Annotated in this window: 26 protein-coding genes; 9 read left to right on the top strand and 17 right to left on the bottom strand. The window is 65.0% G+C overall.

Translation table 11 applies throughout. The features are described 5' to 3' along the window. The first annotated feature begins 11 nt into the window (after positions 1 to 11). Positions 12 to 887 carry an ABC transporter permease gene (locus tag KRX12_RS02060; RefSeq protein ID WP_218365537.1) on the top strand — a complete coding sequence of 292 codons (876 nt, stop codon included), beginning with the start codon at positions 12 to 14 and terminating at the stop codon, positions 885 to 887. Beyond that, positions 884 to 2,527, top strand: a complete 1,644-nt coding sequence (locus tag KRX12_RS02065) for an ABC transporter ATP-binding protein (protein WP_218365538.1) — start codon at positions 884 to 886, stop codon at positions 2,525 to 2,527. The genes KRX12_RS02060 and KRX12_RS02065 overlap by 4 nt, the downstream gene beginning before the upstream one ends. Here the strand turns inward: KRX12_RS02065 and KRX12_RS02070 are convergent. Next, positions 2,524 to 3,468 carry an ADP-ribosylglycohydrolase family protein gene (locus KRX12_RS02070; protein ID WP_218365539.1) on the bottom strand — a complete coding sequence of 315 codons (945 nt, stop codon included), beginning with the start codon at positions 3,466 to 3,468 and terminating at the stop codon, positions 2,524 to 2,526. The two genes, KRX12_RS02065 and KRX12_RS02070, sit on opposite strands and share 4 nt — an antisense overlap. A 125-nt stretch (positions 3,469 to 3,593) precedes the next feature. On the opposite strand from KRX12_RS02070, the gene KRX12_RS02075 reads away from it, so the two are divergent. Further along, positions 3,594 to 4,496: a ribokinase gene (locus KRX12_RS02075; protein ID WP_218365540.1), complete on the top strand. Its 903-nt coding sequence runs from the start codon at positions 3,594 to 3,596 to the stop codon at positions 4,494 to 4,496. Here the strand turns inward: KRX12_RS02075 and KRX12_RS02080 are convergent. Together KRX12_RS02080 and bioB are read right to left on the bottom strand one after the other, a co-directional pair. After that, complete coding sequence (locus KRX12_RS02080) at positions 4,493 to 4,765, bottom strand: hypothetical protein (protein WP_151529141.1); 273 nt, start codon at positions 4,763 to 4,765, stop codon at positions 4,493 to 4,495. The two genes, KRX12_RS02075 and KRX12_RS02080, sit on opposite strands and share 4 nt — an antisense overlap. Next, entirely contained in the window at positions 4,752 to 5,789 is a 1,038-nt protein-coding gene (bioB, locus tag KRX12_RS02085; RefSeq protein WP_151529140.1) for a biotin synthase BioB, read from the bottom strand. Before bioB ends, KRX12_RS02080 begins: the two co-directional genes overlap by 14 nt. Positions 5,790 to 6,032: 243 nt before the next feature. On the opposite strand from bioB, the gene KRX12_RS02090 reads away from it, so the two are divergent. Genes KRX12_RS02090 through KRX12_RS02105 form a run of 4 tightly spaced genes read left to right on the top strand, consistent with a single transcriptional unit; the run spans position 6,033 to position 10,363 of the window. After that, on the top strand, positions 6,033 to 7,964 hold the full coding sequence (locus KRX12_RS02090) for a solute carrier family 23 protein (RefSeq protein ID WP_218365541.1): 1,932 nt from the start codon (positions 6,033 to 6,035) through the stop codon (positions 7,962 to 7,964). Between the two features lie 51 nt (positions 7,965 to 8,015). After that, a complete protein-coding gene (locus tag KRX12_RS02095) occupies positions 8,016 to 8,801 on the top strand; it encodes a hypothetical protein (protein WP_218365542.1) in 786 nt (261 codons plus the stop codon). A gap of 57 nt (positions 8,802 to 8,858) precedes the next feature. After that, positions 8,859 to 9,635 carry a thioesterase family protein gene (locus KRX12_RS02100; protein WP_218365543.1) on the top strand — a complete coding sequence of 259 codons (777 nt, stop codon included), beginning with the start codon at positions 8,859 to 8,861 and terminating at the stop codon, positions 9,633 to 9,635. A gap of 11 nt (positions 9,636 to 9,646) precedes the next feature. After that, a complete protein-coding gene (locus tag KRX12_RS02105) occupies positions 9,647 to 10,363 on the top strand; it encodes a queuosine precursor transporter (protein WP_218364131.1) in 717 nt (238 codons plus the stop codon). Positions 10,364 to 10,447: 84 nt separating this feature from the next. Here KRX12_RS02105 and lepA read toward each other — a convergent pair whose 3' ends face one another. After that, on the bottom strand, positions 10,448 to 12,298 hold the full coding sequence (lepA, locus tag KRX12_RS02110; RefSeq protein ID WP_218365544.1) for a translation elongation factor 4: 1,851 nt from the start codon (positions 12,296 to 12,298) through the stop codon (positions 10,448 to 10,450). An 84-nt stretch (positions 12,299 to 12,382) separates the two neighbouring features. Here lepA and KRX12_RS02115 point away from each other — a divergent pair, with 84 nt between their 5' ends. Both KRX12_RS02115 and rpsT read left to right on the top strand, forming a co-directional pair. Then, on the top strand, positions 12,383 to 12,955 hold the full coding sequence (locus tag KRX12_RS02115; protein WP_151529134.1) for a type II toxin-antitoxin system PemK/MazF family toxin: 573 nt from the start codon (positions 12,383 to 12,385) through the stop codon (positions 12,953 to 12,955). A 252-nt stretch (positions 12,956 to 13,207) separates the two neighbouring features. Continuing rightward, on the top strand, positions 13,208 to 13,474 hold the full coding sequence (rpsT, locus tag KRX12_RS02120) for a 30S ribosomal protein S20 (protein ID WP_077940495.1): 267 nt from the start codon (positions 13,208 to 13,210) through the stop codon (positions 13,472 to 13,474). 102 nt (positions 13,475 to 13,576) lie between these two features. Here the strand turns inward: rpsT and holA are convergent, their stop codons facing one another. The 13 genes from holA to rplU form a co-directional block, all read right to left on the bottom strand. After that, positions 13,577 to 14,536: a DNA polymerase III subunit delta gene (gene holA, locus KRX12_RS02125; RefSeq protein ID WP_255550047.1), complete on the bottom strand. Its 960-nt coding sequence runs from the start codon at positions 14,534 to 14,536 to the stop codon at positions 13,577 to 13,579. Then, entirely contained in the window at positions 14,536 to 15,951 is a 1,416-nt protein-coding gene (locus KRX12_RS10985) for a ComEC/Rec2 family competence protein (protein WP_218365545.1), read from the bottom strand. The genes holA and KRX12_RS10985 overlap by 1 nt, the downstream gene beginning before the upstream one ends. Further along, entirely contained in the window at positions 15,948 to 16,631 is a 684-nt protein-coding gene (locus KRX12_RS02135) for a ComEA family DNA-binding protein (protein ID WP_218364144.1), read from the bottom strand. Before KRX12_RS02135 ends, KRX12_RS10985 begins: the two co-directional genes overlap by 4 nt. Before the next feature lie 60 nt (positions 16,632 to 16,691). After that, positions 16,692 to 17,519, bottom strand: coding sequence for a DegV family protein (locus tag KRX12_RS02140; protein WP_218364146.1), 828 nt, complete (start codon positions 17,517 to 17,519; stop codon positions 16,692 to 16,694). Then, positions 17,516 to 18,220 carry a histidine phosphatase family protein gene (locus KRX12_RS02145; RefSeq protein WP_218365546.1) on the bottom strand — a complete coding sequence of 235 codons (705 nt, stop codon included), beginning with the start codon at positions 18,218 to 18,220 and terminating at the stop codon, positions 17,516 to 17,518. Before KRX12_RS02145 ends, KRX12_RS02140 begins: the two co-directional genes overlap by 4 nt. Positions 18,221 to 18,224: 4 nt before the next feature. Continuing rightward, entirely contained in the window at positions 18,225 to 18,695 is a 471-nt protein-coding gene (rsfS, locus tag KRX12_RS02150) for a ribosome silencing factor (protein WP_151529125.1), read from the bottom strand. A gap of 38 nt (positions 18,696 to 18,733) precedes the next feature. Then, on the bottom strand, positions 18,734 to 19,435 hold the full coding sequence (gene nadD / locus KRX12_RS02155) for a nicotinate-nucleotide adenylyltransferase (protein ID WP_151549316.1): 702 nt from the start codon (positions 19,433 to 19,435) through the stop codon (positions 18,734 to 18,736). Then, positions 19,432 to 20,688: a glutamate-5-semialdehyde dehydrogenase gene (locus KRX12_RS02160; protein WP_218365547.1), complete on the bottom strand. Its 1,257-nt coding sequence runs from the start codon at positions 20,686 to 20,688 to the stop codon at positions 19,432 to 19,434. Before KRX12_RS02160 ends, nadD begins: the two co-directional genes overlap by 4 nt. Positions 20,689 to 20,757: 69 nt before the next feature. Continuing rightward, complete coding sequence (locus tag KRX12_RS02165; RefSeq protein WP_218365548.1) at positions 20,758 to 21,669, bottom strand: D-isomer specific 2-hydroxyacid dehydrogenase family protein; 912 nt, start codon at positions 21,667 to 21,669, stop codon at positions 20,758 to 20,760. A gap of 10 nt (positions 21,670 to 21,679) precedes the next feature. Further along, positions 21,680 to 22,900, bottom strand: a complete 1,221-nt coding sequence (proB, locus tag KRX12_RS02170; protein WP_218365549.1) for a glutamate 5-kinase — start codon at positions 22,898 to 22,900, stop codon at positions 21,680 to 21,682. Positions 22,901 to 22,906: 6 nt separating this feature from the next. Beyond that, the gene (gene obgE / locus KRX12_RS02175; RefSeq protein WP_151549320.1) at positions 22,907 to 24,418 is read right to left on the bottom strand and encodes a GTPase ObgE; all 1,512 of its coding nucleotides are present in this window, start codon (positions 24,416 to 24,418) and stop codon (positions 22,907 to 22,909) included. A gap of 200 nt (positions 24,419 to 24,618) precedes the next feature. Continuing rightward, a complete protein-coding gene (rpmA, locus tag KRX12_RS02180; RefSeq protein ID WP_151529119.1) occupies positions 24,619 to 24,879 on the bottom strand; it encodes a 50S ribosomal protein L27 in 261 nt (86 codons plus the stop codon). A gap of 30 nt (positions 24,880 to 24,909) precedes the next feature. Then, a complete protein-coding gene (gene rplU / locus KRX12_RS02185; protein WP_151549321.1) occupies positions 24,910 to 25,215 on the bottom strand; it encodes a 50S ribosomal protein L21 in 306 nt (101 codons plus the stop codon). Positions 25,216 to 25,351: the final 136 nt, after the last annotated feature.

Here is a 25,351-nt window from a genome sequence, read left to right on the forward strand (position 1 = left end):
GGGAAGAAGAGATGCATACAGAATCTCCGGATGCAGGCGCCGTCCGCACGCGGCAGCGCAAGCGCCCGCCGGCCAGTCTGTTCATCGGCGGCGGCATCGTGGCGGCGGTGGTGCTCACCGCGCTCATCGCGCTGGTGTGGACCCCCTTCGATCCGATCCACGCGGTGCCCGAGGAGCGGCTGCTCGGCCCCAGCGCGCAGCACTGGCTGGGCACTGATCGCTATGGCCGGGACGTGGCATCACAGCTGATGGCTGGGGCGCATATCACCCTCGCCGTGGGCGTGGTGGCGGTGGGCATCGGCATGCTCTGTGGAGTACCGCTGGGCATTATCGCCGGCATGCGCGGCGGGGCGATGGATGCGCTGGTGATGCGCGGCGCCGATCTCCTTCTCGCCTTCCCCGCGCTGCTCTTGGCCATCGTGCTCGGCGCGGTCTTTGGCACCTCCACGTGGTCGGCCATGGCGGCCATCGGTATCGCGGCCATTCCCGGGTTTGCGCGCGTCGCCCGTGCGGGCACCCTCAGCGTGCTCTCTCTGGACTTCATCGCCGCCGCCCGGATGTCCCAGGCATCGGGGCGGGCGATCGCGCTGCGGCATGTGCTGCCAAATATCCTCAGCCTCGTGATCGTGCAGGCCTCGGTGGCCTTTGCGCTGGCCATTCTCGCCGAGGCGGCCTTGAGCTTCCTCGGCCTCGGCACCCCACCGCCGGAGCCGTCGTGGGGGCGGATGCTGCAATCGGCGCAGGCCTCGCTTTATACCGCCCCGCAGCTGGCGCTGTGGCCAGGGTTGGCGATCGCGCTGACGGTGCTGGGCTTCAACCTGCTCGGCGACGGTCTGCGGGATCTGCTCGACCCCAGGCTGCACTCGACACGAAAGGCCGGCCAATGAGTGACACAGTGCTGGACGTAGACGATCTTCAGGTGCGCACCCGCGATGGGCACCAGCTGCTGCGCGGGGTGAGCTTTAGCATCGCGGCCGGGGAGAAAGTCGGAATCATCGGCGAATCCGGTTCGGGTAAATCGCTGACCGCGCTGAGCATCATGGGGCTGCACTCCCACACGCTGCACACCAGCGGCAGGATCACGCTGCGCGGCGAGCCGGGCAACCTAGTGGACTACTCCCCTGCCCGCTACGCCAGCCTGCGGGGCCGCCGGATATCCATGGTGTTTCAGGAGCCCATGACGGCACTGAATCCGCTCATGAAGATCGGCCCCCAAGTACGCGAGGCCGTGCAGCTGCACCAGCAGGATCTCGATTCCGCCGCCCTGAAGCGGCGCGCCCTGGCGCTGCTGGAGGAGGTGCGCTTGCCCGATCCAGACGCCCTCTACGAGCGCTATCCGCACCAGCTTTCGGGCGGGCAGCGCCAGCGCGTGCTTATCGCCATCGCCTTGGCGAATGATCCCGAGCTCATCGTCTGCGATGAGCCCACCACCGCGCTCGACGCCACGGTGCAAGCCTCCATTCTGGCCACCCTCAACCGCCTCACTGAGCAGCGCGGTACGGCCGTGTTGTTCATCACCCACGATCTCGGAGTGATGGCGCAGATCTGCGAGCGGGTGCTGGTGATGCGCGAGGGCGAGATCGTGGAACGCGGCACGACCCAACAGGTATTGCGCGAGCCCGGCGACTACACCCGCGGGCTGGTGGCCGCCTCGGATCTGGCGGCACGCGATTCCCGCGGGCACTTGTACACGGTGGGCAGCGCCGATGAGAGCTATCGCCCGGGCCACGCCTATGCCCAGCCGGAGTTTCCCACCCCGGGGCCGGTGGTGCTGGAGGCACAGCAGATCTCCCAAAGCTATCGCTCCCGCGGCTGGCGCGCCCGGCAGCGCCGCACCACCCAGGCCTTGGAGCCGCTATCGCTGAGCCTGCGCGCCGGCCAGCGCCTCGGGGTGGTGGGCGAATCCGGCTCGGGCAAGTCCACGCTCTTGAAGCTGCTGGCGGGGCTCGAGTCGAGCCGCAGCGGCGAGATCCTCGTCGATGGACGTGCCGCCACAGCGCGCACGCTGCAGCAGGTTGCGCAGATCGTGTTCCAGGACCCGGCTGCGTCCCTGGATCCGCGGATGCGCGTCGGCGAAAGCATCGCCGAACCGCTGCGGGCCGCGCGCCTCGGTGCGGCGGAGCGGACCGCGCGGGTGCAGGAGGTGCTGGCCGATGTCGGCCTCGACGCCGAGGTGGCGCGGCGTTATCCCCACGAGTTTTCCGGCGGGCAGCGCCAGCGCATCTCTTTGGCGCGCGCCCTCGCCCCGCGACCGCGGATATTGCTGGCCGATGAGCCTGTCTCCGCCCTCGATGTCTCCGCCCGGGCCCAGGTGATCAACCTGCTCACCGAGGTGGTGCGCGAATATCAGCTGGCCTTGGTGTTCGTCTCCCACGACCTCGGCGTGGTGCAGGCCCTGTGCTCGGAGGTAATGGTGCTCAAACAGGGCCAGCTGATCGAGGAGGGCGCGACCGCCGAGCTTTTCGCCCAGCCCCAGCAGAGCTATACCCGCGCGCTTATCGACGCCGTGCCGCGGCTGAGCCCCTAAGCGCCCAGGAGTTGGCCGGCCAGGGCATAGGCGTGATTGGGCCAGTACTCCCGTGGCCGCGGCCGCGGCGAGGCCTCATTCTGGTGGAAGCAATCAATCACATCCACCCAGCGCGAGGGCCAGGCGTGCATGCCATCGACCGCGCCCAGTAGCGCGCCGGTGATGGCCGCATTGGTGTCGGTGTCTCCTCCCCTGCCCACGGTGCGCACCAGCGACTCCTCGGCGCGCAGGACCGAGGCCAGCTCGTAAACCGCGTTGCCGAAGGCGATGGTCACCCAGCCTTCGTGTTCGAGGTACTCGGCCGGCGGGACCTCGCAATGGGCCTCCACCAGCGCCGCTACCTCTGGATAGGATGCGGCCTCGGCCTGCAGAATCTCGAGGGCCTCGGCACGGTCCGCGCCGGTAGCAATGATGCGGGCGATGGTGAGCACGTACACGCTCTGAATATCCATGCACAGCGGATTGATGTGGGTGAGCGAGCATTCTTGACGCGCCCACTCGGCAAGCCGCTCCGCGCCCTGCGGGTCCTCCTCCAACACCCGGGCGCCGAAGATCCCGAGCGGGCTGACGCGCATGAGGGCGCCATTGGCTTGGGACTCGGGATTCTTCTGGCCGCGGTTGAGCGCCGAGGAGCACGTAATGCCGATATCGAAAGGCTCGGATTGTGCCCAGCGTCGATAAGCCGCGGCCACGTCCTCGAGCACGAAGGTGCCCTGCCGCACCAAGGAGGCGGCGAGGGATAAGGCCATCTCGGAATCATCAGTGGGCTGGCCGGCGCTGAGCCCATAGGTGCCGCCATCGGCGAGCTGCCGTACCCCCTTCGGGTAGTGCGCCTGGATCGACTCCGCCGAGCGGAACTCGACCAAACTGCCGAGAGAATCTCCAATCAATTGCCCATAGAGTGCACCGCGGGCGCGCTCGAGTCGATGTGTTCTCACCATGGCTATAGACCCACCTTCCTCGCACAATCCTTGACTCTTCGCATTCTAGGACAGCGCTGAGACACCAGCCCCGTCCTGCTTCGCCCGCGGCATCGACGGCGCAGGTATCGGCTAAAATCTGGGGCATGAGCATCGCTGTCGTAGGTTCTATCAATGCCGATCTCACCGTGCGCGTGACGCGGCACCCCGCCCCTGGAGAAACGCTTCTCGGGCACAGCAGTACGGTCGCCCCAGGCGGCAAAGGCGCCAATCAGGCGGTGGCCGCGGCCCGGATGGGGGCGCAGGTCCATATGATCGGCGCGGTGGGCACGGATTCCTATGCGGAACCGGCCTGCGCCATCATGCGCGAAAGCGGCATGAGTGAGGAGGGCATCACGAGCGTGGAGGGGCCCACGGGCCTGGCGGTGATCACTGTCGCCGCAGATGGGGAGAACAGCATCGTGGTGGTGCCGGGGGCGAATGCCGCGATGAGCCCAGAGCTGGTGGATGCCCACGAGGAGCTTATTGCCGCGGCCTCCATCCTGCTGGTGCAGGGCGAGATTCCGGCCGCCGCCATCGAACGGGCCATCGCTGTGGCCACCCGCCATGGAGTGCGGGTGGTGGTGAATCTGGCGCCCGTGATCGAGATGGATCCCGCGGCGCTGCTGCACGCCGATCCGCTCATCGCCAATGAACACGAGGCGGGGCTGATCGCGCAGCTCTATAAGAAACAGGGCCAGGGCAGCCCAGAAGAGCTGGCGACGCAGCTGCGCGAGGCAGGCTTCGCCAGCGTCATCATCACATTAGGCGCCGCGGGCGCGCTGGTGGCCACGGCGGAAGGAATCCAGCAGGTGCCCTCCCCGCGGGTCGAGGCCGTGGATACCACCGGCTGCGGGGATGCCTGCGCGGGCGCACTCGTCGCGGCGCTGGATGAAGGCGCGGACCTGATCGAGGCCACGGCCCTCGGCTGCCGTGTCGGTGCCTTTGCCGCGACCCGCGCCGGGGCCCAAACCTCGTATCCGAGCACCGCGGAGGAGCTGCCCTCCTAGCGCTCTAAAGCGCGGGAGTCGAGCTCGCCGTGCCGGGAGCAGTGCGCCACCCAGCCCATGGGCATGATCTGGACGACCATGCGGCGTCCGCAAATCTGGCAGAAGCGCGGCGGCTCGAGCCCGATCTTGGCGCCGCGGCTCAGCTCCGCGAGGCCCTTCTTATTACGCTCGGCGTTCTCATCCAGCGGCTGCCCCGTATTGGGGTGATAGATCGGTTCCTCGCCGGTGAGAACCGCCATGAGCAGCTCGTCCGAATCAGATCGTCTCATTGAGGGCTCGGATCGGGAGACGCAGCTTGCCCAGCATGTCGAGGTCGGTTTCGGCGGGGCGGCCGAGGGTGGTGAGGTAGTTGCCCACGATCACCGCGTTGATACCGCCCAGCAGGCCCTGCTCGGCGCCGAGATCACCCAGGGTGAGCTCGCGGCCGCCGGCGAAGCGCAGCGTGGTCTTCGGCAGGGCGAGACGGAAGGCACCGATGGCACGCAGCGCCTCATTGGCCTCCATGGGCTCCTTGTCGGCGAAGGGGGTGCCGGGGCGCGGATCGAGGAAGTTCATGGGCACCTCGGTGGGATCCACCGAGGCCAAGTTCTGGGCGAACTCGGCGCGCTGCTCGCGGGACTCACCAAGGCCCAAGATGCCGCCGGTGCAGACCTCCATGCCCACCTGGCGCACGTTCTTCAGGGTGTCGATGCGCTCATCAAAGGTGTGGGTGGTCACCACCTGCGGGAAGTAGGACTCGCTGGTCTCGAGGTTGTGGTTATAGCGGTGTACGCCGGCGTCCTTGAGGCGCTGCGCCTGCTCCAGGGTGACCATGCCGACCGAGGCGGCGATCTCGATATCCACCTCGTCCTTGATGGCGTGGGTGGCGTCGATGAGGTCATTCATCAGCCGCTCGTCCGGGCCACGCACCGCGGCAACGATGCAGAATTCGCTGGCTCCGGTCTTGCGGGTCTGCTTGGCGGATTCAATCAGCTCGGGAATATCGATGCGGGCGGCACGAACCGGGCTATTGAACATGGCCGACTGGGAACAGAAGTGGCAATCCTCGGGGCAGCCGCCGGTCTTCAGCGACACAATGCCCTCGACCTCAACTTCGTCACCGCACCACTTCAGGCGCACCTGGTGGGCCAACTCGAGGAGTTCTTCGATCTTCTCATCGGGCAGATTCAGTACTGCGAGGGTCTCCTCATAGTTCAATCCCTCGCCGCGCTCGAGCACCTTGGTGCGTGCGTGCTCGAGAATAGTGCTCTCATCAAGGGCGCTACCCTGGGCGTCCTGCGTAGCCGTGGTCATAGCTGTACTCCTGTGTCGTGGGCAATAGGTGTTGCATGAGATGAACATCGTTTAGCAACAGATGTGTCAACGATAACACAAGCACTCGAACACTGTTCACGGCTTCGTGGCGTCGATAAGCCATGCGCACGGGGGTGAGTTCGTGGCCCCGCAGCTAGGTTCACTTCTTAGCAGGCTTTAAGGTGTAAGGCGCATAATTCGCCCTTTCCAGCTTCTTTTCTGAGACAAGGAGAGACGCCACTCGTGGCCACTTCCACCCCCACCGCCGTGCAGCGCACCCATCCTGTCCATCACGTTCCCGCCCCCGGCAAGCTCGCGGCCCTCGGCCTGCAGCACGTGCTGGCCTTCTACGCAGGCGCGGTGATCGTGCCGCTGTTGATCGCCAGCTCGCTGAATCTGGATGCGGAAACCACCATTCACCTCATCAACGCCGATCTGCTCACCTGCGGTATCGCCACCTTGATTCAGGTGGTGGGCATCGGCAAGCACGTCGGTGTGCGCCTGCCCTTGGTGCAGGGCGTGACCACCACCGCGGTGGCGCCGATTATCGCGATCGGCCTCGGCGTCACCGATGGCGAGGGCGGGGTGGAATCCCTGCCCACCATCTATGGCGCGGTGATCGCCGCCGGCCTCTTCACCTTCTTTGTGGCCCCGCTCTTCGGGCGGCTGCTGCGCTTCTTCCCGCCGGTGGTCACCGGCACCGTGCTGCTGGTGATGGGCACCTCCCTGCTGGCGGTGTCTGCCAATGACTTCACCAACTATGCCGAGGGCACGCCCGATCCCCGCGATCTGAGCTATGCCTTCGCCACCTTGGCCGTGATCGTGCTGGTGCAGCGCTTCTTCCGCGGCTTCTTGGGCACGCTCTCGGTGCTCTTCGGTCTGGTGCTGGGCACTGCCGCGGCGCTGCTGCTTGGCGACGCCGATCTGTCCAAGGTGGGCGACGCCGCCCCGCTGGGCATCACCACCCCCTTCTATTTCGGTATCCCCGAGTTCAATGCCGCCGCGATTGTGTCGCTGCTCATCGTCATGGTGATCACCATGGTGGAAACCACCGGCGATGTCTTCGCCACCGGCGAGATCGTGCGCAAGCGCATCGGCAAACCCGATGTGGAGCGCGCCATCCGCGCCGATGGCCTCTCCACCCTGCTCGGCGGCGTGCTCAACTCCTTCCCCTATACCTGCTTCGCCCAGAATGTCGGCCTGGTGCGCATCACGGGTGTGAAATCGCGCTGGGTGGCGGCGTCCGCGGCGGGCTTCATGATTCTGCTGGGCCTGCTGCCCAAGGCTGGGGCGATCGTGGCCTCCATTCCCGCGCCTGTGCTCGGCGGCGCCTCCCTGGCGCTTTTTGCCAATGTGGCGTGGGTGGGCATGCAGACCATCGGCAAGGCTGATTGGAAAGATGACCGCAATGCCGTGATCGTCACCACCGCCCTCGGTTTGGCCATGCTGGTGACCTTCAAGCCCGATATTGCCGAGGCCCTGCCCGAGTGGGCGCGCATCTTCGTTTCCTCCGGCATGACCATCGGCGCGATCACCGCCATCGTGCTCAATATCGTGTTCTTCCACCTCGGCGCACAATCCGGCTCGGATGTGGCCCGCCACGAGGGCCGCCAGGTCTCGCTGGAGACCATCAACGCCATGGAGCGCGAGGAGTTTGTGTCCACCCTGGCCCCGCTCTTCAACGAGGAGCAGTGGCCGCTGCACCGCGCCTGGGAGGCCCGCCCCTTTGAGGATGTGCAGGCGCTGCGCGAGGCCGTGCAGGTGGCGGTGCTCATGGCCGAGCCCGCGGAGCGCAGCCGCTTGATCGCCGACTACCCCGATATGGCCACCCTGGTGCTCAGCAGCACCGACTCTGAGGACTCGCGCCTCAACCAGGCCCGCGGCTCGGTGAGTCTGGGCGAAGCCGATGACGTGGAGACCGAACAGCTGCACGTGCTGGCCGAGACCTATCGCGAAAAGTTTGGTATGCCCTGGGTGGCGTGCCTGCGCACCGATGACAGCATCGACACCATCATCGCCGATGGCGTGCGCCGACTGGAAAATTCCGAGGCACAGGAGCTGCGCCGCACCCTCAGCGAAATCGTCGAAATCGCCAATGACCGCTTTGACATGGTGCTTGCCGACGCTAATCCCACGCGTTCCGCCTGGGATCGGAAGTTCACCGACATCGACTAAACCGGCGCATCCCTAGCATGGATACTGACCCTCAGTAGAAGGAGAAGCCCCATGAGCCCGTCTACCCCCGCGCCGCTGACTCCCATCAGCGTCGACCCCGCCGTTCTCACCCCGCGCCCCCACTATCGGGTGCTGCTCAGCAGCAGCCCCTCCCCGCACGAGGTGCGCGAGCATCTGCACGAGATCTTCGCTGATCGGCTGCAGACCCGCCTCGAGGAGCATGCCAGGCTGGTGTGCGTGCTGGACGGGCAGGTGGAGTATGTACTGAGCGCCCAGAGCGCCGAGGATCCCGCGCCCCACTCCCACGCGGTACTTGGGCCCCGCACGCCGCTGTCCAGCGCCAGCACCCAGCTCGAGGTGCGGGTGCATTCGGAGGTGCAGCCGCTGGTGCGCGCCCGCGAGACCCTGCGGGAGCTGAACTATATGCACGCCGAAGTAGCCGCCGCCCTGGCCGTGCGAGAGGACGCGGTGGCGGTGTGCCACGTGTTTCGCGGCGCCAGCCGCCCCTTCGCAGTAGATCCGCAGGTGTTTAGCGAGGCAGTGCGTCACGACGTTGTCTCCGCCTACATCGTGGACCTGATAGTCACCCGCACCGACGAGGGCGCCCAAGGCATGAGCATCGGCATGGTGGAAGCAGGCCACCCAGAGCTGCAGCTGCACTCGAGCGCCCAGCCCAGCGAGGTATATAACCAGCTGGCCGATGTGTGCCAATGGGCGCTGGCCCATCAGCCCATCGCGGCCGGCGATAGCCTGACGGTGGACGACCAGTGCTACCGCGCCGTGGAGGCCGAGTGGGCGGCGGGGCATCGACCAGCGCTGGAGCTGCATCTCGAGTAGCCCAAAAACGGGGGACATGGCCCTAAACGCGGCTACAGCCCGAGTAGAGTGTGATCTATGTCAAACTCCTATTTCACCCGCACGAGTGCCAGCGAGTTCGTCGCCACGGAACTCACCGCCGGCGCGTGGAATCCCCAAGAGATTCACATAGCGCCCGCCCTGGGGCTACTCACCTACATCCTGCAGGAGGATTTCGCCGCCCGCCGCCCCGGCGACACCCTGGATCTCTCCCGCATCAGCTTTGACATTCTTGGCACCGCCCCCATCGGCGAGGTGCGAGTGGATACCGAGGTGATCCGCCCCGGTCGCACCATCGAGTTGGTGCAGGCGCGGCTGATCATCGCCGAGCGCCCCGTGGTGATCGCCCGCGGCTGGTTCTCCGCCGCCTTCGATACCGGTAGCATCGAATCCACCACAGTAGAGCGCATGCCCTCCCGCTACGCCATCCCCAGCTGGAACTTCCTCGAGGCCTGGGAAGGAGCCTTTGTCGATAGCGTGGACGCCCACCGCACGGTGCTCAGCCCCGGTCACGCCCAGGGCTGGCTCTCCTCCCGCACTCCCCTGCTGGAGGGAGTGGAGGTCTCGCCACTGGTGAAGCTGATGACGGTGATGGACATCGTCAATGGCCTTGTGCTCAAGCACAACCCGAAAGAGGTGGCCTATCCCAATATCGATCTCAGCATCCACCTCTTCCGCGCCCCCGAAGGGCACTGGTTTGGCGCGGATACCACCATGAGCATCGGGCCTGCGGGGCACGGCCTCACCCACACCCATCTGCATGATGAAAAAGGTCCGATTGGGGTGTTGTCACAGACGCTGACGGTGCGGCCTTAAAATGCTTGGCTATGACTTCATCTACGACGCCCGCATCTGGGCAGGCGGCGGAGCCAACAGCCTCCGCCGCCGCTACTCACTCCGGTGGCCCCATGCCACAACGCTCGCTGTTTCCCATCTTCGGTGCCGTGTTCGTCGCGGTATTCCTGCTCTCTAATATCACCGCCACCAAGGGGGTGACCATCGGCCCGCTGGTGACCGACGGTGCCTTCTTCCTCTTCCCCCTCGCCTATGTGATTGGTGATGTGCTCACCGAGTGCTACGGCTTTAAAAACGCCCGCCGGATGATCTTCACCGGCTTCGGCACCGCCGTGCTGGCCATTATCACCTTCTATATCGCCATCTGGCTGCCGGCGGCCGACTTCTACGAGAACGACGAGGCCTTCGCCACGGTTCTGGGATTGGTGCCGCAGATTGTTGTCGCCTCCCTCGCCGGCTATCTGGTGGGCCAGTTGCTCAACTCCTATGTGCTGGCCACCATGAAAAAGCGCAGCGGCCAGAAGCGGCTCTGGTCGCGCCTGCTCGGCTCCACCGTCGTGGGCGAGCTAGCCGATACCATCATTTTCTGCGCCATCGCCGCCTCCGTCATTGGCATCACCACCTGGGGCGATGCCCTCAACTACACCATCGTCGGCTTCCTGTGGAAGACCGCCATCGAGATCGTGGTCATGCCCATCACCTATGCCGTGATCGGCTGGGTCCGCAAGACCGACCCCACCAGCTGGTAGCCAGCATCCCACCTCAAAAAATTAAGGGTGCGGGGCCAGAGTTGCTGCTCTGGCCCCGCACCCTTCGACGTCGCTAGGGGGACGCTACTTTCCCTCGTCGGTGGACAGCGCCGCCACGAAGGCCTCCTGCGGCACCGACACCGAACCGATATTCTTCATGCGCTTCTTACCGGCCTTCTGCTTCTCCAGCAGCTTGCGCTTACGCGAAATATCGCCGCCATAGCACTTCGAGAGCACGTCCTTGCGCAGCGCCCGAATATTCTCACGCGCAATCACCTTCGAGCCGATCGCCGCCTGCACCGGCACTTCGAACTGCTGGCGCGGGATCAGCTCCTTGAGCTTCACCGTCATCTTATTGCCATAGGTGCGAGCGTGATCGCGGTGGACGATGGCGCTGAAGGCATCCACCGGCTCACCCTGGAGCAGGATATCCACCTTCACCAGATCGGCTTCTTGCTCGCCGGCTTCCTCATAGTTGAGGGAGGCATAGCCCTTAGTGCGGGACTTGAGGGTGTCGAAGAAATCGAAGATGATCTCGCCCAGCGGCATCGTATAGCGCAGCTCGACGCGGTCCTCGGAAAGATAGTCCATCCCACCGAGCTGGCCGCGCTTGGACTGACACAGCTCCATGGTGGGGCCGACGAAATCGGCGGGGATGATTATCGTGGTTTTCACGATCGGCTCCCACACCTCCCGCAGCTTGCCCGAAGGCCAATCCGAGGGGTTGTAGACGATGGATTCCTCCCCCGCCTCATCGAGCACGCGATAGTTCACGCTCGGCGCGGTGGAGATCAAGTCCAGATCGAATTCGCGCTCGAGGCGATCGCGGGTGATCTCCATGTGCAGCAGGCCGAGGAAGCCGCAGCGGAACCCGAAGCCCAGCGCCACCGAGGTCTCCGGCTCATAGGTCAACGAGGCGTCGTTGAGCTGCAGCTTCTCCAAGGCGTCGCGGAGGTCCGGGTATTGCTCCTGCGAGATCGGGAATAGGCCGGAGTACACCATCGGCTTGGGCTCTTGGTAGCCCCGCAGCGGCTTCTCAGCACCCCCGGTGGCCCAGGTGACGGTGTCACCCACCTTGGACTGACGCACATCCTTCACGCCCGTGATCAGATAGCCCACCTCGCCCGGGCCGAGGCCCTGGCATTTCTTCGCCGTCGGGCTCATCACGCCGATCTCAAGGGTTTCGTGGGTGGCGCCCGTAGACATCATCTTCAGCTTCTGGCGCGGCTCGAGGCGGCCATCAAAGACACGAATATAGGTGACCACACCGCGGTAGGTGTCATAGACCGAATCGAAAATCATGGCGCGCGCCGGCGCGGAATCCGGCATCTCGCTGGCGGGGGCGGGCACCAGCTCGCACACCCTATCCAGCAGGGCCTCGACGCCCTCGCCGGTCTTGCCGGAGACCCGCAGCACCTCCTCGGGTTCGCAGCCGATGATGTGGGCGATTTCGAAGGCGTATTTTTCCGGGTCGGCGGCGGGAAGGTCGATCTTGTTGAGCACAGGGATGATCTCAAGATCGTTTTCCATCGCCAGATAGAGATTCGCCAAGGTTTGGGCTTCGATGCCCTGGGCGGCGTCGACAAGCAAAATTGCGCCCTCACAGGCCTCCAAGGCGCGGGAGACCTCATAGGTGAAGTCCACGTGGCCTGGGGTGTCGATCATCTGCAGCACAATGTTCTCACCGGCGTGCGCGCCGGTGCGCGGCACCCACGGCAAACGCACGTTCTGCGCCTTGATGGTGATACCGCGCTCGCGCTCAATATCCATATTGTCGAGGTACTGATCACGCATATCGCGCGCATCCACCACGCCCGTCAGCTGCAGAATACGATCCGCCAGCGTGGACTTACCGTGGTCAATGTGCGCGATGATGCAGAAATTACGGATCTGCGCCGGATCCGTGAACGTAGTTTCCGCACAATTGATAGCCATATCTCAACCTTCCCTGTTTTAGCCCCTCATACCCTACCTGAGCCGTATCGACGCCCACGGCAACGGCGTATAAACTGGGCAAGCATGGGTGACAGACTCGGCGCCATCGCCTCCTCGCTGCGGGATTCGGTGTGCTATGTCGCGGAACAATTCCAGCCCCCTAGCGATGAAGACCTTGACGATACCCTCGCCACGGTACGGGAACGCCTCGGCATATCCGGCACCGAAACCAACGAAGATCTGCGCCGCCTGCGCGCCGCCACCTCCGTACTGGTGCACGACAGCCGCGTGCTCTCCCGCAATATCTACTACGCAGCAGACATGGACGGCCAAGCCGAGCCGGGCGAAGTGGTGTGGGTGTGGCTGCGCACCGAACCCACCTCCGAGCCAGAAGACCGCGCCCTCGTGGTGGTGGGACGCACCCGACAAACCATTTTAGGGCTCCTCATCTCCTCCAACCCCGAACACCAAAACGATCCCTCGTGGCTCGATATCGGCTCGGGCAACTGGGATCTCGCCGGCGAGCAGTCCTGGGTGCGCATCGACCGCGTCATCGAAGCCTCCGAGCTCGGAATCCGGCGCCAAGGGGCGATTCTGCCGCGGCGGCGCTTCGGAAAAATCGCCCACCGCCTGCGCTCCGAGTTTGGCTGGAGTTAGCAACTGTTTGGTCGGGCCTTCATCGCCCTGCTAGAGTGTGTCGAGTTGTTCATTTTCGCGCGCGCGGCGCCAGCAGGCAGTATGCCCCATGGCCGCCGCCGAGCCAGAGTGGCGCATTAGGTGTTCAGTACCTTGAGTTCACCTCCCTGCCCCACGCGCCCGCCCAGAATGGTGCGGGCACGGCTTATACCAGCGCGAACGTGGCTGACAGTGACCATACCGTTTCCGCCAACGATAAAGAGGTTCTAGACCATGGCAAACATCAAGTCTCAGAAGAAGCGCATCCTGACCAACGAGAAGGCTCGTCTGCGCAACAAGTCCGTGCGCTCCGCCGTGCGCACCGAGATCCGCAAGTTCCGCGCCGCCGTCGAGTCCGGCGACAAGGCTGCCGCTGAGGCCCAGCTGCGCGCTGCTTCCCGCAAGCTGGACAAGGCCGTGTCCAAGGGCGTGTTCCACCGCAACAACGCTGCGAACAAGAAGTCCAATATGGCTCGTGCCTTCAACAAGATGGAGGGCTAAGTAGCCTTCTGCCTTACCGCGCCACCAGCACTCGCTGGCCCGGCGCGGTTTTTTCATGCCCGCCCTCTTTTGGGTCTTGGGGGTGCTGAGCGTGGAGGGTGCCTAGCGGGCCAATTCTGCGATGCGACGCACCGCGAATTCCACGGCGTAATTGGGCTCGAGGCCTTGGCCCTTGACCGCGGCATCGAGCTCGGCCACCACGATGACGGCCTCGCTGACATTACGGCTGCTCCAGCGGCGGGCAGCCGCGGCCACCTTTTCCACCTTCCATGGCGGCAGCCCCACCACGCGGGCCAGCTCATTGCCGTTGATGCGCCCCCGCACCGAGTACAGCCGAGCGATAGCGCCCACCGAGTTGGCCAATGCCGCAGAGATCAGCACCGGCGACACGCCCAACTGCAGGGCGCGGCGAGTAGAAGCCACCGCCCGCTCCACGCGGCCAGCGCAGGCCAGGTCCGCGATATCGAAGCCCGAGACTTCCGCCACCCCGGAATAGAAGGCGCGCACCGCTTGTAGGGTGACATCGCCATTGGTGTCAGAGACCAACTGGCTCACGGCGCCGGCAAGCTCGCGAAGATCCGAGCCCACACCCTCCAACACGGCCGTGACCACATCTGGGGTGGGACGCACCCCATGGGAGCGGAACTCTTTATTAACGAAGCTCGGCAGCTCATTGCGCTTGACCTTATGGGCCTCGTGCACGGTGGCGATCTTCGCCAGCTTGGTGGCCATCTTTTTCTGCCGTCCGCCGCCAGAATGCACAACGATCAGCGTGATGCCATCCGCTGGGTCCACGGCCGCCTCGAGCAGGAGCTTCGCGGCCTCCTCCCCTGCCTCGTGGGCATGGGTGAATACCACCACCCGCTCCTCGGCGAAGAGGGAGGGACTGAGCAGCTCAATGAGCTCGCTCGTCGTCACCTCACCCGCGCGCAGCTTGGTCACCGGCACTGGGTGGCCGGCCTGCTCAGACACGGCGTGAATAACCGCGCGCTGGGCGCGCTCGGCGAGGAACTCCTCCTCGCCCAGAACGAGGTGCAGGGCTGGTACAGACACGCCCTCCATCATGCCACGCGCCGCCGCGCGGGCAGCAACACGAGAAACCAACAACAGGCGAGGACCACCCCCACCACCGAATAGGGCCCGGAACCGCTCTCAATCACCGCCCAAGGCATGCCGGCAAAGAACTCGGCGCAGCGGTGAATCCACCACGTGCAGGGCTCGATAATCCGCACTGCCACAGCGGCCAGCGGCTCCGCTCGCAGCGCCACTAAGACCACAGCGAACAAACCGACGATTGTCACCGGCGCCACCGCCGCAGCCACGCACACATTGGCCGCCACCGCCACAGCAGAGACCCGCCCCACCATCAAGGCGAGCAGGGGCATAGTCACGATGTCCGCGGCAATCGCTACAGACAATGCTCGGATACACACATCAGGCAGCGGCAGCCATGCCAGCCGCGGGTAGAGATACGGGTGCAAGGCCACAATCCCCGCGGTGGCGGCACAGGAGAGGGCAAAACCATAGCTCACCGCCAAATCGCTGTCCCATAGCAACAGCCCCGTTATCGCCACAGCGAGCGCGTGCAGGGGTTCAGCCCGAGAGACGCTCACCACCGCCACCAGCCCCACCACCCCAGTTACGGCCGCTCTTTTCACCGAAGGCTCCGGCCCCACCAGCACCACAAAGGCCACCAGCGCTAGACCCGCAGCCGCGCATTGCCAGCGCGGCCCGCAGCCGGCGAGCCGGCAAGCGATCACGCACGCGGTGGTCACGATGGCCACATTCGCCCCCGAGACCGCCGAGAGGTGGCTGAGCCCCGTGGCGAGATAGGCCGCGGTTTCCTCCTCGCTTTGCAGGGAGGTATCGCCAAAGACCATGCCGGGGATGAGCCCCACCGAGCGCTGCCCCACGTTCTGCTGCACAAGCTCCATGAATCGTGCCCGCACGGTGTGCGCGCAGTGATCCCACCAGCTCGGCTCGCCCACAACACGGCCGTGCTGCAGCCGCGCCACCACGGCGTTCAGCCCGACGCGGGTGTCCTCCTGCAGCTGCACGCTGGCGACTACCTGTTCGCCGCGGTGGGGCTGCCAGCGTTCACACGGGTGAAAGACGGGCAGCTCGGCCGGGTAGCGGGCAAGGCGCAGGCGGGTAAGGCAGGTGCTGCCGCCGGATACGTCCGTGCTGCTGATTACTCGTCCGGCAAGCTCGTAGTGGCCGCGGGCCTGGGTTATGGGGTGCTGCTGGATGAGCAGGCGCCGCAGCTGGGCGACGCCACCGTGCACCACGACCGTAGCGGCCAGCAGTAGGGCACTTCCCGGCGCGCGATACGCCCACGCGGCGGCGACAGCGACCACCCCCAGCACCGCGAGGAGCAGCGGCCCGTGCTCGGTGGCCACCACCACCCATGTGGATGCCCACGCCATGCAGGCGATCGGGATGAGGCGCAGCTCGATGAAGGCGACGGGAGGGTTCACAAGGTGACCAGGTCCTTTATTGCCTCGAATTTGGCGGGGCCGATTCCTTTGACCTCCAGCAGCTGATCGACGCTCTCAAAAGGCCCGGATGCCTCGCGATGGGCGATGATCGCTGCGGCGGTTGCTGCCCCCACCCCGGGCAGTGTCTCTAGTGCGGCGCTATCGGCGCTGTTGAGCGCTACCTTCCCGCCCGGCGCAGCGCCCGGTGCGGCGGGGTTGAGTGGGGCTGCGCCAGCGATGGGGAGATCTTCCTCGGGGCCGGGCACATAGAGTTGCTGGCCGTCGCTGAGTTTTTGGGCTAGGTTGATTGCGCTGAGCTGCGCCTCCGGCAGCGGGGCGGCATGGCGGAGCGCATCATCGGTGCGCGCACCTGCGGGCAGGTGCTGCAGCCCAGGATTGGCGACGTGCCCGACCACGGCCACCACGATCTCCTTAGGTTGCTCGGTGGTGGTCTCGTCCTCATAGACAGCCACCGATTCGACCGGCGGTGGAGATGCATCGCGGAGCTGGGGCACGAGAAATACCCCGCCGAGGAGCAGCAGTACCACGGCGGCGATCAGGCCGTGGCGCGGGCTCAGCCGCAGGCGGGGATTATCGGGATAGCGGACCTGCAGGAGGTCTTCTTCGCCGGTGGGGCGAGTCAGCTCGCGCAGGCGATCAAGCGGGGAGGCGGAAGTCATGCCCCGCAGGCTAGGTGGCGGGCGAGGTGGCGTCGATAAGCGTGCGGTGCGGGCTGTGGACTACAGTTCGTTTTCCACAGCTAGGGCCTCGATGACGGCGCTGGGGTTGCCGCGAGTCACGCTCACCGCTATGGTGCCCGGCCCAGTGTGGGTGGCGAGGGCCGGTTCGAGGCGATCCAGCCGCACCGTGGAATCAACGTGGATGCGCTCCACGATGTGAATGGCCAGCTGGCGGGCGGATTCGCGGGCCTCGTGGTGCAGCACCGTCACCACCGCCGGTTCCTCGCAGCAATACAGCTCCACGACCTCGGCGAGCTTCGCTAGCGCCTTGGCTTGGGTACGGGTTTTTGCGGCGATCTCGATGCGGCCCTGTTTGAGATGCATGAGCGGGCGGATCGCGAGCGTGGCAGAAAAGAGCACATTGGCGGCCGAGAGACGCCCAGACTTGCGCAGCTCATCGATCTTGTGCACATAAAACCACACCTCGGAATGCTCGAGCACCTCCAAAGCGGCGTCATAGCAGGCATCAAGATCGGCGCCCTCGCGGGCCTTGAGGGCAGCGGCAATACAGGCAATACCAATGGTGGGCCCCAAGGATTCGGTGTCGAGCACGCGGACGCGGCTATCCTCAAATACCCCGGCGGCGGTGACGGCCGCAGACCATGTGGAGGAGATCTCCTTGGACATGTGCAGGGCGAGCACGCCCTCGTCGCCGCCGCGTTCTAGCTGGCGGGCATAGGCGGCCACGAGCTCGAGCGCGGATAGCCCCGCGGTGGTGCGGTCTTTGTCCGAGTGGGTGACGTGAATGTCTACCACCGTGATGCCGAGCTGCTCCGCGAGCGCGGGCGGCAGGCAGGCGGTGGAGTCGGTGACGATGCGCACCGTCATGGATGCGTGCTTTCACACACCGTCAGCCCCGGGGTCACACCCACGTTCCATCCCTCGAGATACCACTGGGCGTTGTCCAGATTATCGGCGGTGAAGGACTGCGGCTGGGGGGAACTGGGGTCATAGTGCGGGCGGGCCTGTAGCTGTGCCCAGCAGGTATTAGACACGGTGGACAGCCGGGAGAATTCCTCGGCCGTGGCGAAGCCGAGCAGCGAGCCGGTGAGCGCGTTGATCGTGCCGCCGTGGGCGACACACAGAATGGACTTGTCTTCCCACTCCTCTACCTCGGCCATGGCCTCATCCACTACGGCCCGCGCCCGGGCGGCGACCTCAAGGCGGGTTTCCCCACCCGGCGGCGCCCAGGACACATCATGGCGCCAGCGGGCGCGCGCCCCAGGGGTGGCGGCGTCGATCTCCGCGTGGGTTTTGCCCTGCCACTCCCCGAGATGGGTTTCGCGCAGCCGCTCATCGGTGATGAGGGGAACGTCCAGCAGTGTGGCGACTTCCCGCGCCGTATCGTGGGCGCGCTGCAAATCAGAGCAGACCACGCGCACGAAGTTCAGCCCCGATAGATAGCGGGCGGCTTGGCGCGCCTGAATCACACCACGCTCGCTGAGCTTCGTATCGAGCTGGCCTTGCATGCGAGCGGTGGCGTTATATTCGGTCTCTCCGTGGCGTAGCAGGACGAGTCGTCGGCCCATCGCGCTAGATTTCGTTCTCGGAGGGATCCTCGCCGGCGAGCGGGATCTGTCCGATGTCGTTGACCTCGCGGATATCCACCTCGTCGCCCCAGTCCTCGGGGCGGGTGAGCGTTTCCAAACCCTCGACGTCTACCAGCGGACAGTCCGCCCAGAGACGATCGAGGCCGTAGAACTGGCGCTCGGGCCCGCGGAAGATGTGGACCACGATGTCTTCATAATCCAGCAGCGCCCAGCGTCCCTCACGGGTACCTTCGCGGCGCGTGGGGTGGTTCCGGCCAGCCTTGGCCAGCTGGTCCTCCACCTCCTCCACGATGGCGCTGACCTGGCGCTCGTTATCGGCGCTGGCGATCACAAAACACTCGGTAATGGCGAGGCGCTCGGACACATCGATCACGGCGATCTCTTCGGCCAGCTTCTCGCTGGCGGCAAGCGCTGCAATCGACGCGTACTTAATGGCGGATTCTCGTGCTGTCACTTAATAAAACTCCTTTAAAATTCTTCTTCTACCGTAATCTATCGACTGCCCTCGGCGTGAGTTTCCGCGCCCGCGCGGCCCGCGCCGTCCTCGGCAGCGCCCGCGCCCTCATAGGACGGCTGCGATAGGCGATCCCGCCCCTCGGGCCGGTAGAGCTGCCGCTTGGCTATGTATTGCACCACTCCATCCGGCACAAGGTACCAGACCGGCCGGCCGGCCCGCGCCCGGGCGCGGCAATCGGTGGAGCTGATCGCCATTGCGGGAATTTCCACGATGGACAGGTGCTCATGATCGACTTCGGGAAGAATATCCTCCTCCAGCTCATAGCCGGGGCGGCTCACCCCCACGAAGTGCGCGAGATTAAACATCTCTTCCCAGTCCCGCCAGGTGACGATCTTCGCCAAGGCATCCGCGCCGGTAATAAAGAAGAGCTCGGCGCGGGGAAACTGTTCCCGCAGATCATGCAGGGTGTCGATGGTATAGGTGCTTCCACCGCGGTCGATATCCACCCGTGAGGTCGCGAAGCGTGGATTGGAGGCGGTGGCGATCACCGTCATCAGGTAGCGATCCTCCGCATCAGAGACATCGCGCCCTGCTTTTTGCCAGGGCTGGCCGGTGGGCACAAAGAGCACCTGGTCCAGCTGGAAACGATCGGCCACTTCGCTGGCGGCCACGAGGTGGCCGTGGTGAATCGGGTCGAAGGTGCCACCCATGATTCCGATACGTGCAGGGGCGCTCACGGGCGGGTGTGGCCTTCCCCACGCACAATCCACTTGGTGGAGGTCAGCTCCGGCAGCCCCACGGGGCCGCGGGCGTGCAGCTTCTGGGTAGAAATTCCGATCTCCGCGCCGAAGCCGAACTGCTCGCCATCGGTAAAAGCGGTAGAGGCGTTGAGCATCACAGCCGCGGCGTCCACTTCGCGGCCGAAGCGCTCCACCACGCCGCTGTCTTGGGCGGCAATGGCCTCGGTGTGGCCCGAGGAGTGGGCGCGGATGTGCTCGATCGCCCCAGCGACACCCTCCACTACCACGGCGGTGATGTCCATGGAGAGATACTCGGTGTCCAGGTCCTCTGCCGTGGCGGCCACGGCCTCATCATTGAGCTCCAGCAGCTGCTCATCGGCGTGCACGCGCACCCCGGCAGCCACCAGGGCGTCGATGATGGCGCGGCGGCTGGAGGTGTCGAGGGCGGCGTCGATAAGCACGGTCTCGGTGGCGTTGCACACGCTCACCCGACGGGTTTTGCCATTGAGTAGCAGGGCGATGGCCTGCTCCAGATCTGCCGAGGCATCAATATAGAGGTGGCAGTTGCCGGTGCCGGTTTCGATGGTGGGCACCGTGGCGCCGGTGACCACAGCATTGATCAGGCCGGCCCCGCCCCGCGGGATCACCAGATCCACCAGCCCACGGGCAGTGATCAGTTCCGTGACGCTCTCGCGGCTCTCGCAGGGCACCAGCTGCGCGGCTGCACGCGGCAGATCATGCGCGGCGAGCACATCCTGCAGGATGGCCACCAGCGCCCGGTTGGATTCCACCGCAGACTTAGAGCCGCGCAGCAGCGCCACGTTGCCGGACTTCAGGCAGAGGCCAAAGGCATCAACGGTGACATTGGGGCGTGCCTCGTACACCATGCCAATCACTCCGAGCGGCACCCGCACCTGGCTGAGTACCAGCCCATTCGGCAGGGTGTGGCCGCGGGTGATCTCCCCGACAGGATCGCTCAGTGCCGCCACTTGGCGGAGGCCATCGGCGATGCCGCTAATGCGCTCGGTGCTCAGGGCGAGGCGGTCGAGCAGCGCCTCCGAGGTGCCGGCGGCGCGTTCCCGTTCTAGGTCGCGCTCATTGGCGTCAATAATCTCCTCGGCGCGCTCTTCGAGGGCCGCGGCGGCCGCCAGCAGCACCTCATCCTTCGCCGGGGTGCGCAGCTGCGCGATGCTCGTGCTTGCCTCACGCGCGGCGCGGGCTAGGTCCATAGTCGTTGTATTAGCGTTCATAGCTCACAACTGTAGCGTGCACTGACGCTTGACGACGCCATCTCGCAGCCACAGCAGCCCGGCAGGCCACTAATAGCCCTGATCCACCGTCACCTCGGTGGGCATGGCCTCCCCCGCCTGATAGGCGGTGAAATTCTCCACGATCTGGGGAGCAATCAGCCGGCGGATCGAGTCCTTCGTATTGGCGGTATGAGGGGTGATCACTACCTGCTCCATCTCCCATAGGGGGTGGCCATCCGGCAGCGGCTCCGGCTCGGTCACATCGAGTCCGGCGCCGGCGATCTCCCCACGATTGAGGGCATCCACCAGGGCGTCGCTATCTACGAGCGGGCCACGGCCAACGTTGATGAGCACCGCATGCTCGGGCATGAGCTTTAAGGTGCGCTCGTTGATCATGTGGTGGGTGTCGTCTGTGAGCGGGGCGGCGAGAATCACCGCGTCCGAGGAGGACAGCACCTCATCGCGATGCTCCGAGGAATAGGTCTTATCGGCCCCCTCCACGGGGTTACCGGAATTATTGACCGCGAGGACAGTGCAGCCGAAGCCTTTGAGCATGGGCACCAGCTCGCGGCCGATACCACCGGCACCGATGATGCTCACGGTGCTATCGAAGAGCCAGCGGGTGGCGCTATCCACCTGTTTTTGGCAGCTCCACGACTGGGCGCGGGCCACCGGGGTGTGCTGGTGCAATTGGGCCAGCAGGAGCGCCACGGCGGACTCCGCCACTGGGCGGGCGAAGGTGCCGGAGCAATTAGAGTAGCGGCGCGAGCCATCGATAACGCCATGCGTGAAGTAGGCATCGATACCGGCGAGCCCAAACTGCACCCACTTCACGGAGTCGGGCAGCTCGGGAAAATCCTCGGCCGAGCCGTTATACACGAGCAGCTCTGCCTCGGAGAGATCCTCGGTCAATTCACCACCGACGGCAGCGAGTTGTTCTTCTACGGTGTCCCAGTGCGTCGGTCCCATTGCATATTTCATGCACCCCACACTACGCATGTGAGGAATAGCTCGACAGGTAATCCGCGTGGATTACCGGTCGCTTCATGCCCTCCGGCAGCTCGTGGGTGTGCTTGCCCAGCATTCCGTGCAGGGTCTTGGCATCATAGGAAACCTCGCCGCGGGCAATGGTGGTGCCCTTGGGGTCCTGAATTTCCACAATATCGCCGGAGCGGAACTCGCCATCCACCTCGGTGATGCCCACGGCCAAGAGCGAGGAGCCGCCACGCTGCACCACGCGCGCCGCGCCCTCGTCCACGCGCACCACGCCAGAGACATCTGCGGCATAGAGCGCCCAGAAGTTCCAGGCCTTCAAACGTCCCTGCTCCGGGTGGAATACCGTGCCCACCTGGGCGGAGGCGAGTGCCGGGCCGATATTATCGGCGCTGGCGAGCAGGACGGGGATACCGCCGCGGGAGGCGAGCCGGGCCGCCGAGACCTTAGAGGCCATGCCGCCGGTACCCACTTTGCCGCCGTCGCCGGCCACAACACCTGCGAGATCCTCCGGCCCAGTGACATCGGAGACGAACTTCGCTCCGGGCTCGGCGGGGTTGCGATCATAGAGACCATCCACATCCGAGAGCAGCACCAGCGCATCGGCCCTGATGAGGTGGGCGACGATCGCGGCGAGGCGATCATTGTCGCCGAAGCGCAGCTCGGAGGTAGCCACCGTATCGTTTTCGTTGATGATGGGCACACAGCGCAGCTGCCGCAGCCGCTCCACGGTGCGCTGGGCGTTGCGGGCGCGGGAACGCTCCGCCGCGTCGGAGGCGGTGAGCAGCACCTGGCCGGTGGTGCGGCCATAGCGGGCGAAGGAGCGACCCCACTGATAGGCCAAGTGCACCTGGCCTACCGAGGCGGCCGCCTGCTTGGTGGCCAGATCCCCCGGCCGGCTTTTCAGCCCCATGGGGGCCATACCGGCGGCCACCGCACCGGAACTGACGATAATGACATCGGTGCCGGCTTCCATGCGGGCTTGGCAGGCGTCCACGAAACGGTTGATCTTCTCCGCCGAGACCGCATAGTTCTCGTCTGTCACCGAGGAGCTGCCCAGCTTGACCACGATCTTCTTGGCCTTGGCAATCTCCCCACGCAGTCCTTCTCCAGCGGGTTCGTCGAGCACCGTCTCCGGTATTCCGGCGGGCGGGAACTCAGCCGATGGGGTGTCCTGCAGGGCATAGGGAGTAGTGGGCAGCAGTGTGTCTTCGTTCATCTATTCCTAACCCTCCCAGCGGTCGCGGGAGGCTTCTTCGTCACCAAAGTCGAACTCATCGATCAGGCCGCGGCGCGCCTGGGAGGCGCGCTTACGCTCTGCGGCAGTAGAACGGGTGGAACGCCCAATGCGGGCATCGGTGCCACGGGCGGTGGCTGGGGAACCGGAGTCACTGACACCAGCGGTGGTCAGCGGCTCCCACTCGAAGGTGATCTCACCAATGGTCACCTCGGCTCCCTCGCGAGCGCCCATCTTATACAGGGCGTCCTCTACACCCAACTTGGCCAGACGATCCGCGAGATAGCCCACCGCCTCATCGTTCTCGAAGTCGGTTTGTTGAATCCAGCGGCGCGGCTTTTCGCCCAGCACCTCGTAGCCGCCGGGGTTATTCGGATCGGCCACCACGCGGAAATCATCCTTCTTATGGGCGTCCACCGCAACGGGGCGCACCACGGTGCGCTGTTGGCGCTGCTTGGGATGCTTCTTCCGGTGTTCCTTCACCAGCTCCATGAGGCGATAGCGCAGCGGGTCGAGGCCCTGATGCGCCACGGCAGAGATGATGAATACCGGCCAGCCGAAGGCCTCGCGGAGATCCTCCATCACAAACTCGGCCAGCTCCCGCGCCTCGGGGATATCGGCCTTATTCAAGATGATAACGCGGGGGCGTTCGCGCAGATCGCCCAAGCCGGTGTCATGGTCGAGCACCGACTGGTAGGCGGCCAGCTCATTTTCCAGCGCCTCGATATCTGAGACCGGATCGCGCCCCGGCTCGAGCGTGGCAAGGTCCACCACATGGGCGAGCACGGCGGTGCGTTCGATATGGCGCAAAAAGTCCAGACCAAGGCCCTTGCCCTCGGAGGCGCCCGGGATCAGCCCCGGAACATCCGCGATGGTGAAGGAATCATTGCCCATGTCCACCACCCCAAGATTGGGCTGCAGGGTGGTAAAGGGGTAATCGCCAATCTTGGGCCGCGCCGCGGAGAGCACCGAAATCAACGACGACTTACCGGCAGAGGGAAAGCCCACGAGCCCCACGTCTGCCATGGACTTGAGCTCCAGGATCAGATCGCGTTGCTCCCCCGGCTCGCCCTTCAGCGCAAAGCCCGGGGCCTTGCGCTGCTTATTAGCCAGCGCCGCATTGCCGAGACCACCGAAGCCGCCCGAGGCGGCCACGAAGCGGGTACCCACGGCCACCAGATCCGCCAGCACCTCGCCGTCCTCATTGAGCACAACAGTGCCCGGCGGCACCTCGAGCACGAGGTCCTCACCGCGGGCGCCATTGCGGTGATCGCCGGCGCCATTATTGCCGCGGGAGGCCTTCAGGTGGGGGCGATAGTGGAAATCGAGCAGGGTGTGGGCTTGGTCAGAGACCTCAAGGATGATGTCTCCACCGTGCCCGCCATTGCCGCCATCCGGCCCGCCGAGGGGCTTGAACTTTTCGCGGTGCACAGAAGCACAGCCATGCCCGCCGTCACCAGCCTGCAGGTGCAGTACAACGCGGTCTACGAAACGGTTCATGTGGTCCTTTAGATCGAGGAAGATTAAGCACCTGATTGTAACTCACAGCCGCAGCAATCCACACGATCCCCGTTCCGGAGAGCACGGGCCGCACCTTCATGCCGGCCCTAACGCCGCGCGTAGCCCACCCGAGAAAGATTAAAGCCGCCTGCCTCCCCGTGCGGGGAAACAAGCGGCTTAGATCTGAAGCTCTACAAGCTTTAGGCAGCTTCGGTCGGAACGATGTTCACCATGCGACGGTTGCGCTTGGTGGTGAACTCGACGGAGCCTGCTGCAAGAGCGAACAGGGTATCGTCGCCACCGCGGCCGACGTTCTCGCCGGGGTGGAACTTGGTGCCGCGCTGACGGATGAGGATCTCGCCTGCGTTCACCTTCTGGCCGCCGAAGCGCTTCACGCCGAGGCGCTTTGCTTCGGAGTCACGACCGTTGCTGGAGCTGGATGCACCCTTCTTGTGTGCCATGACGGTTTTTCTCCTTTAAGCCTTCTCGGCCTACTTGATGCCGCTAATCTTGATAACGGTCAGGTTCTGACGGTGACCCTGACGCTTCATGTAACGGCTCTTGTTCTTGTACTTCAGGTTACGGATCTTCGGGCCCTTGACGTGCTCGATAATCTCCGCGGAAACTTCCACCTTGGCAAGCTTGTCGGCGTCGGTGGTCACATCGGCGCCGTCGACGAGAAGAACCGGGGTGAGAGCCACGGACGAACCCGGCTCACCCTCGATCTTCTCGACCTTGACGAGGTCACCTTCGGCAACCTTGTACTGCTTGCCGCCGGTCTTGACGATCGCGTACATAGGAGGGCTACCCCTTTTTCTAAAAACTCGGCTCGGGCACTCAAGGCGCCCGATTTAAGGACTTGTACTTTATTTCATGCTGAACGCACTGCGAACAGCGACTGTCCAAGACTACCTTTATCGGCTAGCAAAACAC

The organism is Corynebacterium sp. TAE3-ERU2 (assembly GCF_019209955.1).
Lineage (GTDB): Bacteria > Actinomycetota > Actinomycetes > Mycobacteriales > Mycobacteriaceae > Corynebacterium > Corynebacterium megadyptis.

What these genes read in the sequence shown, in the direction of transcription:
- KRX12_RS02060 (WP_218365537.1), top strand. Translation starts at nt 12, where the DNA reads ATGCATACAGAATCTCCGGATGCAGGCGCCGTCCGCACGCGGCAGCGC.
- KRX12_RS02065 (WP_218365538.1), top strand. Translation starts at nt 884, where the DNA reads ATGAGTGACACAGTGCTGGACGTAGACGATCTTCAGGTGCGCACCCGC.
- KRX12_RS02070 (WP_218365539.1), bottom strand. Translation starts at nt 3,468, where the DNA reads ATGGTGAGAACACATCGACTCGAGCGCGCCCGCGGTGCACTCTATGGG.
- KRX12_RS02075 (WP_218365540.1), top strand. Translation starts at nt 3,594, where the DNA reads ATGAGCATCGCTGTCGTAGGTTCTATCAATGCCGATCTCACCGTGCGC.
- KRX12_RS02080 (WP_151529141.1), bottom strand. Translation starts at nt 4,765, where the DNA reads ATGAGACGATCTGATTCGGACGAGCTGCTCATGGCGGTTCTCACCGGC.
- bioB (WP_151529140.1), bottom strand. Translation starts at nt 5,789, where the DNA reads ATGACCACGGCTACGCAGGACGCCCAGGGTAGCGCCCTTGATGAGAGC.
- KRX12_RS02095 (WP_218365542.1), top strand. Translation starts at nt 8,016, where the DNA reads ATGAGCCCGTCTACCCCCGCGCCGCTGACTCCCATCAGCGTCGACCCC.
- KRX12_RS02100 (WP_218365543.1), top strand. Translation starts at nt 8,859, where the DNA reads ATGTCAAACTCCTATTTCACCCGCACGAGTGCCAGCGAGTTCGTCGCC.
- KRX12_RS02105 (WP_218364131.1), top strand. Translation starts at nt 9,647, where the DNA reads ATGACTTCATCTACGACGCCCGCATCTGGGCAGGCGGCGGAGCCAACA.
- lepA (WP_218365544.1), bottom strand. Translation starts at nt 12,298, where the DNA reads ATGGCTATCAATTGTGCGGAAACTACGTTCACGGATCCGGCGCAGATC.
- KRX12_RS02115 (WP_151529134.1), top strand. Translation starts at nt 12,383, where the DNA reads ATGGGTGACAGACTCGGCGCCATCGCCTCCTCGCTGCGGGATTCGGTG.
- rpsT (WP_077940495.1), top strand. Translation starts at nt 13,208, where the DNA reads ATGGCAAACATCAAGTCTCAGAAGAAGCGCATCCTGACCAACGAGAAG.
- holA (WP_255550047.1), bottom strand. Translation starts at nt 14,536, where the DNA reads ATGGAGGGCGTGTCTGTACCAGCCCTGCACCTCGTTCTGGGCGAGGAG.
- KRX12_RS02135 (WP_218364144.1), bottom strand. Translation starts at nt 16,631, where the DNA reads ATGACTTCCGCCTCCCCGCTTGATCGCCTGCGCGAGCTGACTCGCCCC.
- KRX12_RS02140 (WP_218364146.1), bottom strand. Translation starts at nt 17,519, where the DNA reads ATGACGGTGCGCATCGTCACCGACTCCACCGCCTGCCTGCCGCCCGCG.
- KRX12_RS02145 (WP_218365546.1), bottom strand. Translation starts at nt 18,220, where the DNA reads ATGGGCCGACGACTCGTCCTGCTACGCCACGGAGAGACCGAATATAAC.
- KRX12_RS02160 (WP_218365547.1), bottom strand. Translation starts at nt 20,688, where the DNA reads ATGAACGCTAATACAACGACTATGGACCTAGCCCGCGCCGCGCGTGAG.
- KRX12_RS02165 (WP_218365548.1), bottom strand. Translation starts at nt 21,669, where the DNA reads ATGAAATATGCAATGGGACCGACGCACTGGGACACCGTAGAAGAACAA.
- proB (WP_218365549.1), bottom strand. Translation starts at nt 22,900, where the DNA reads ATGAACGAAGACACACTGCTGCCCACTACTCCCTATGCCCTGCAGGAC.
- obgE (WP_151549320.1), bottom strand. Translation starts at nt 24,418, where the DNA reads ATGAACCGTTTCGTAGACCGCGTTGTACTGCACCTGCAGGCTGGTGAC.
- rpmA (WP_151529119.1), bottom strand. Translation starts at nt 24,879, where the DNA reads ATGGCACACAAGAAGGGTGCATCCAGCTCCAGCAACGGTCGTGACTCC.
- rplU (WP_151549321.1), bottom strand. Translation starts at nt 25,215, where the DNA reads ATGTACGCGATCGTCAAGACCGGCGGCAAGCAGTACAAGGTTGCCGAA.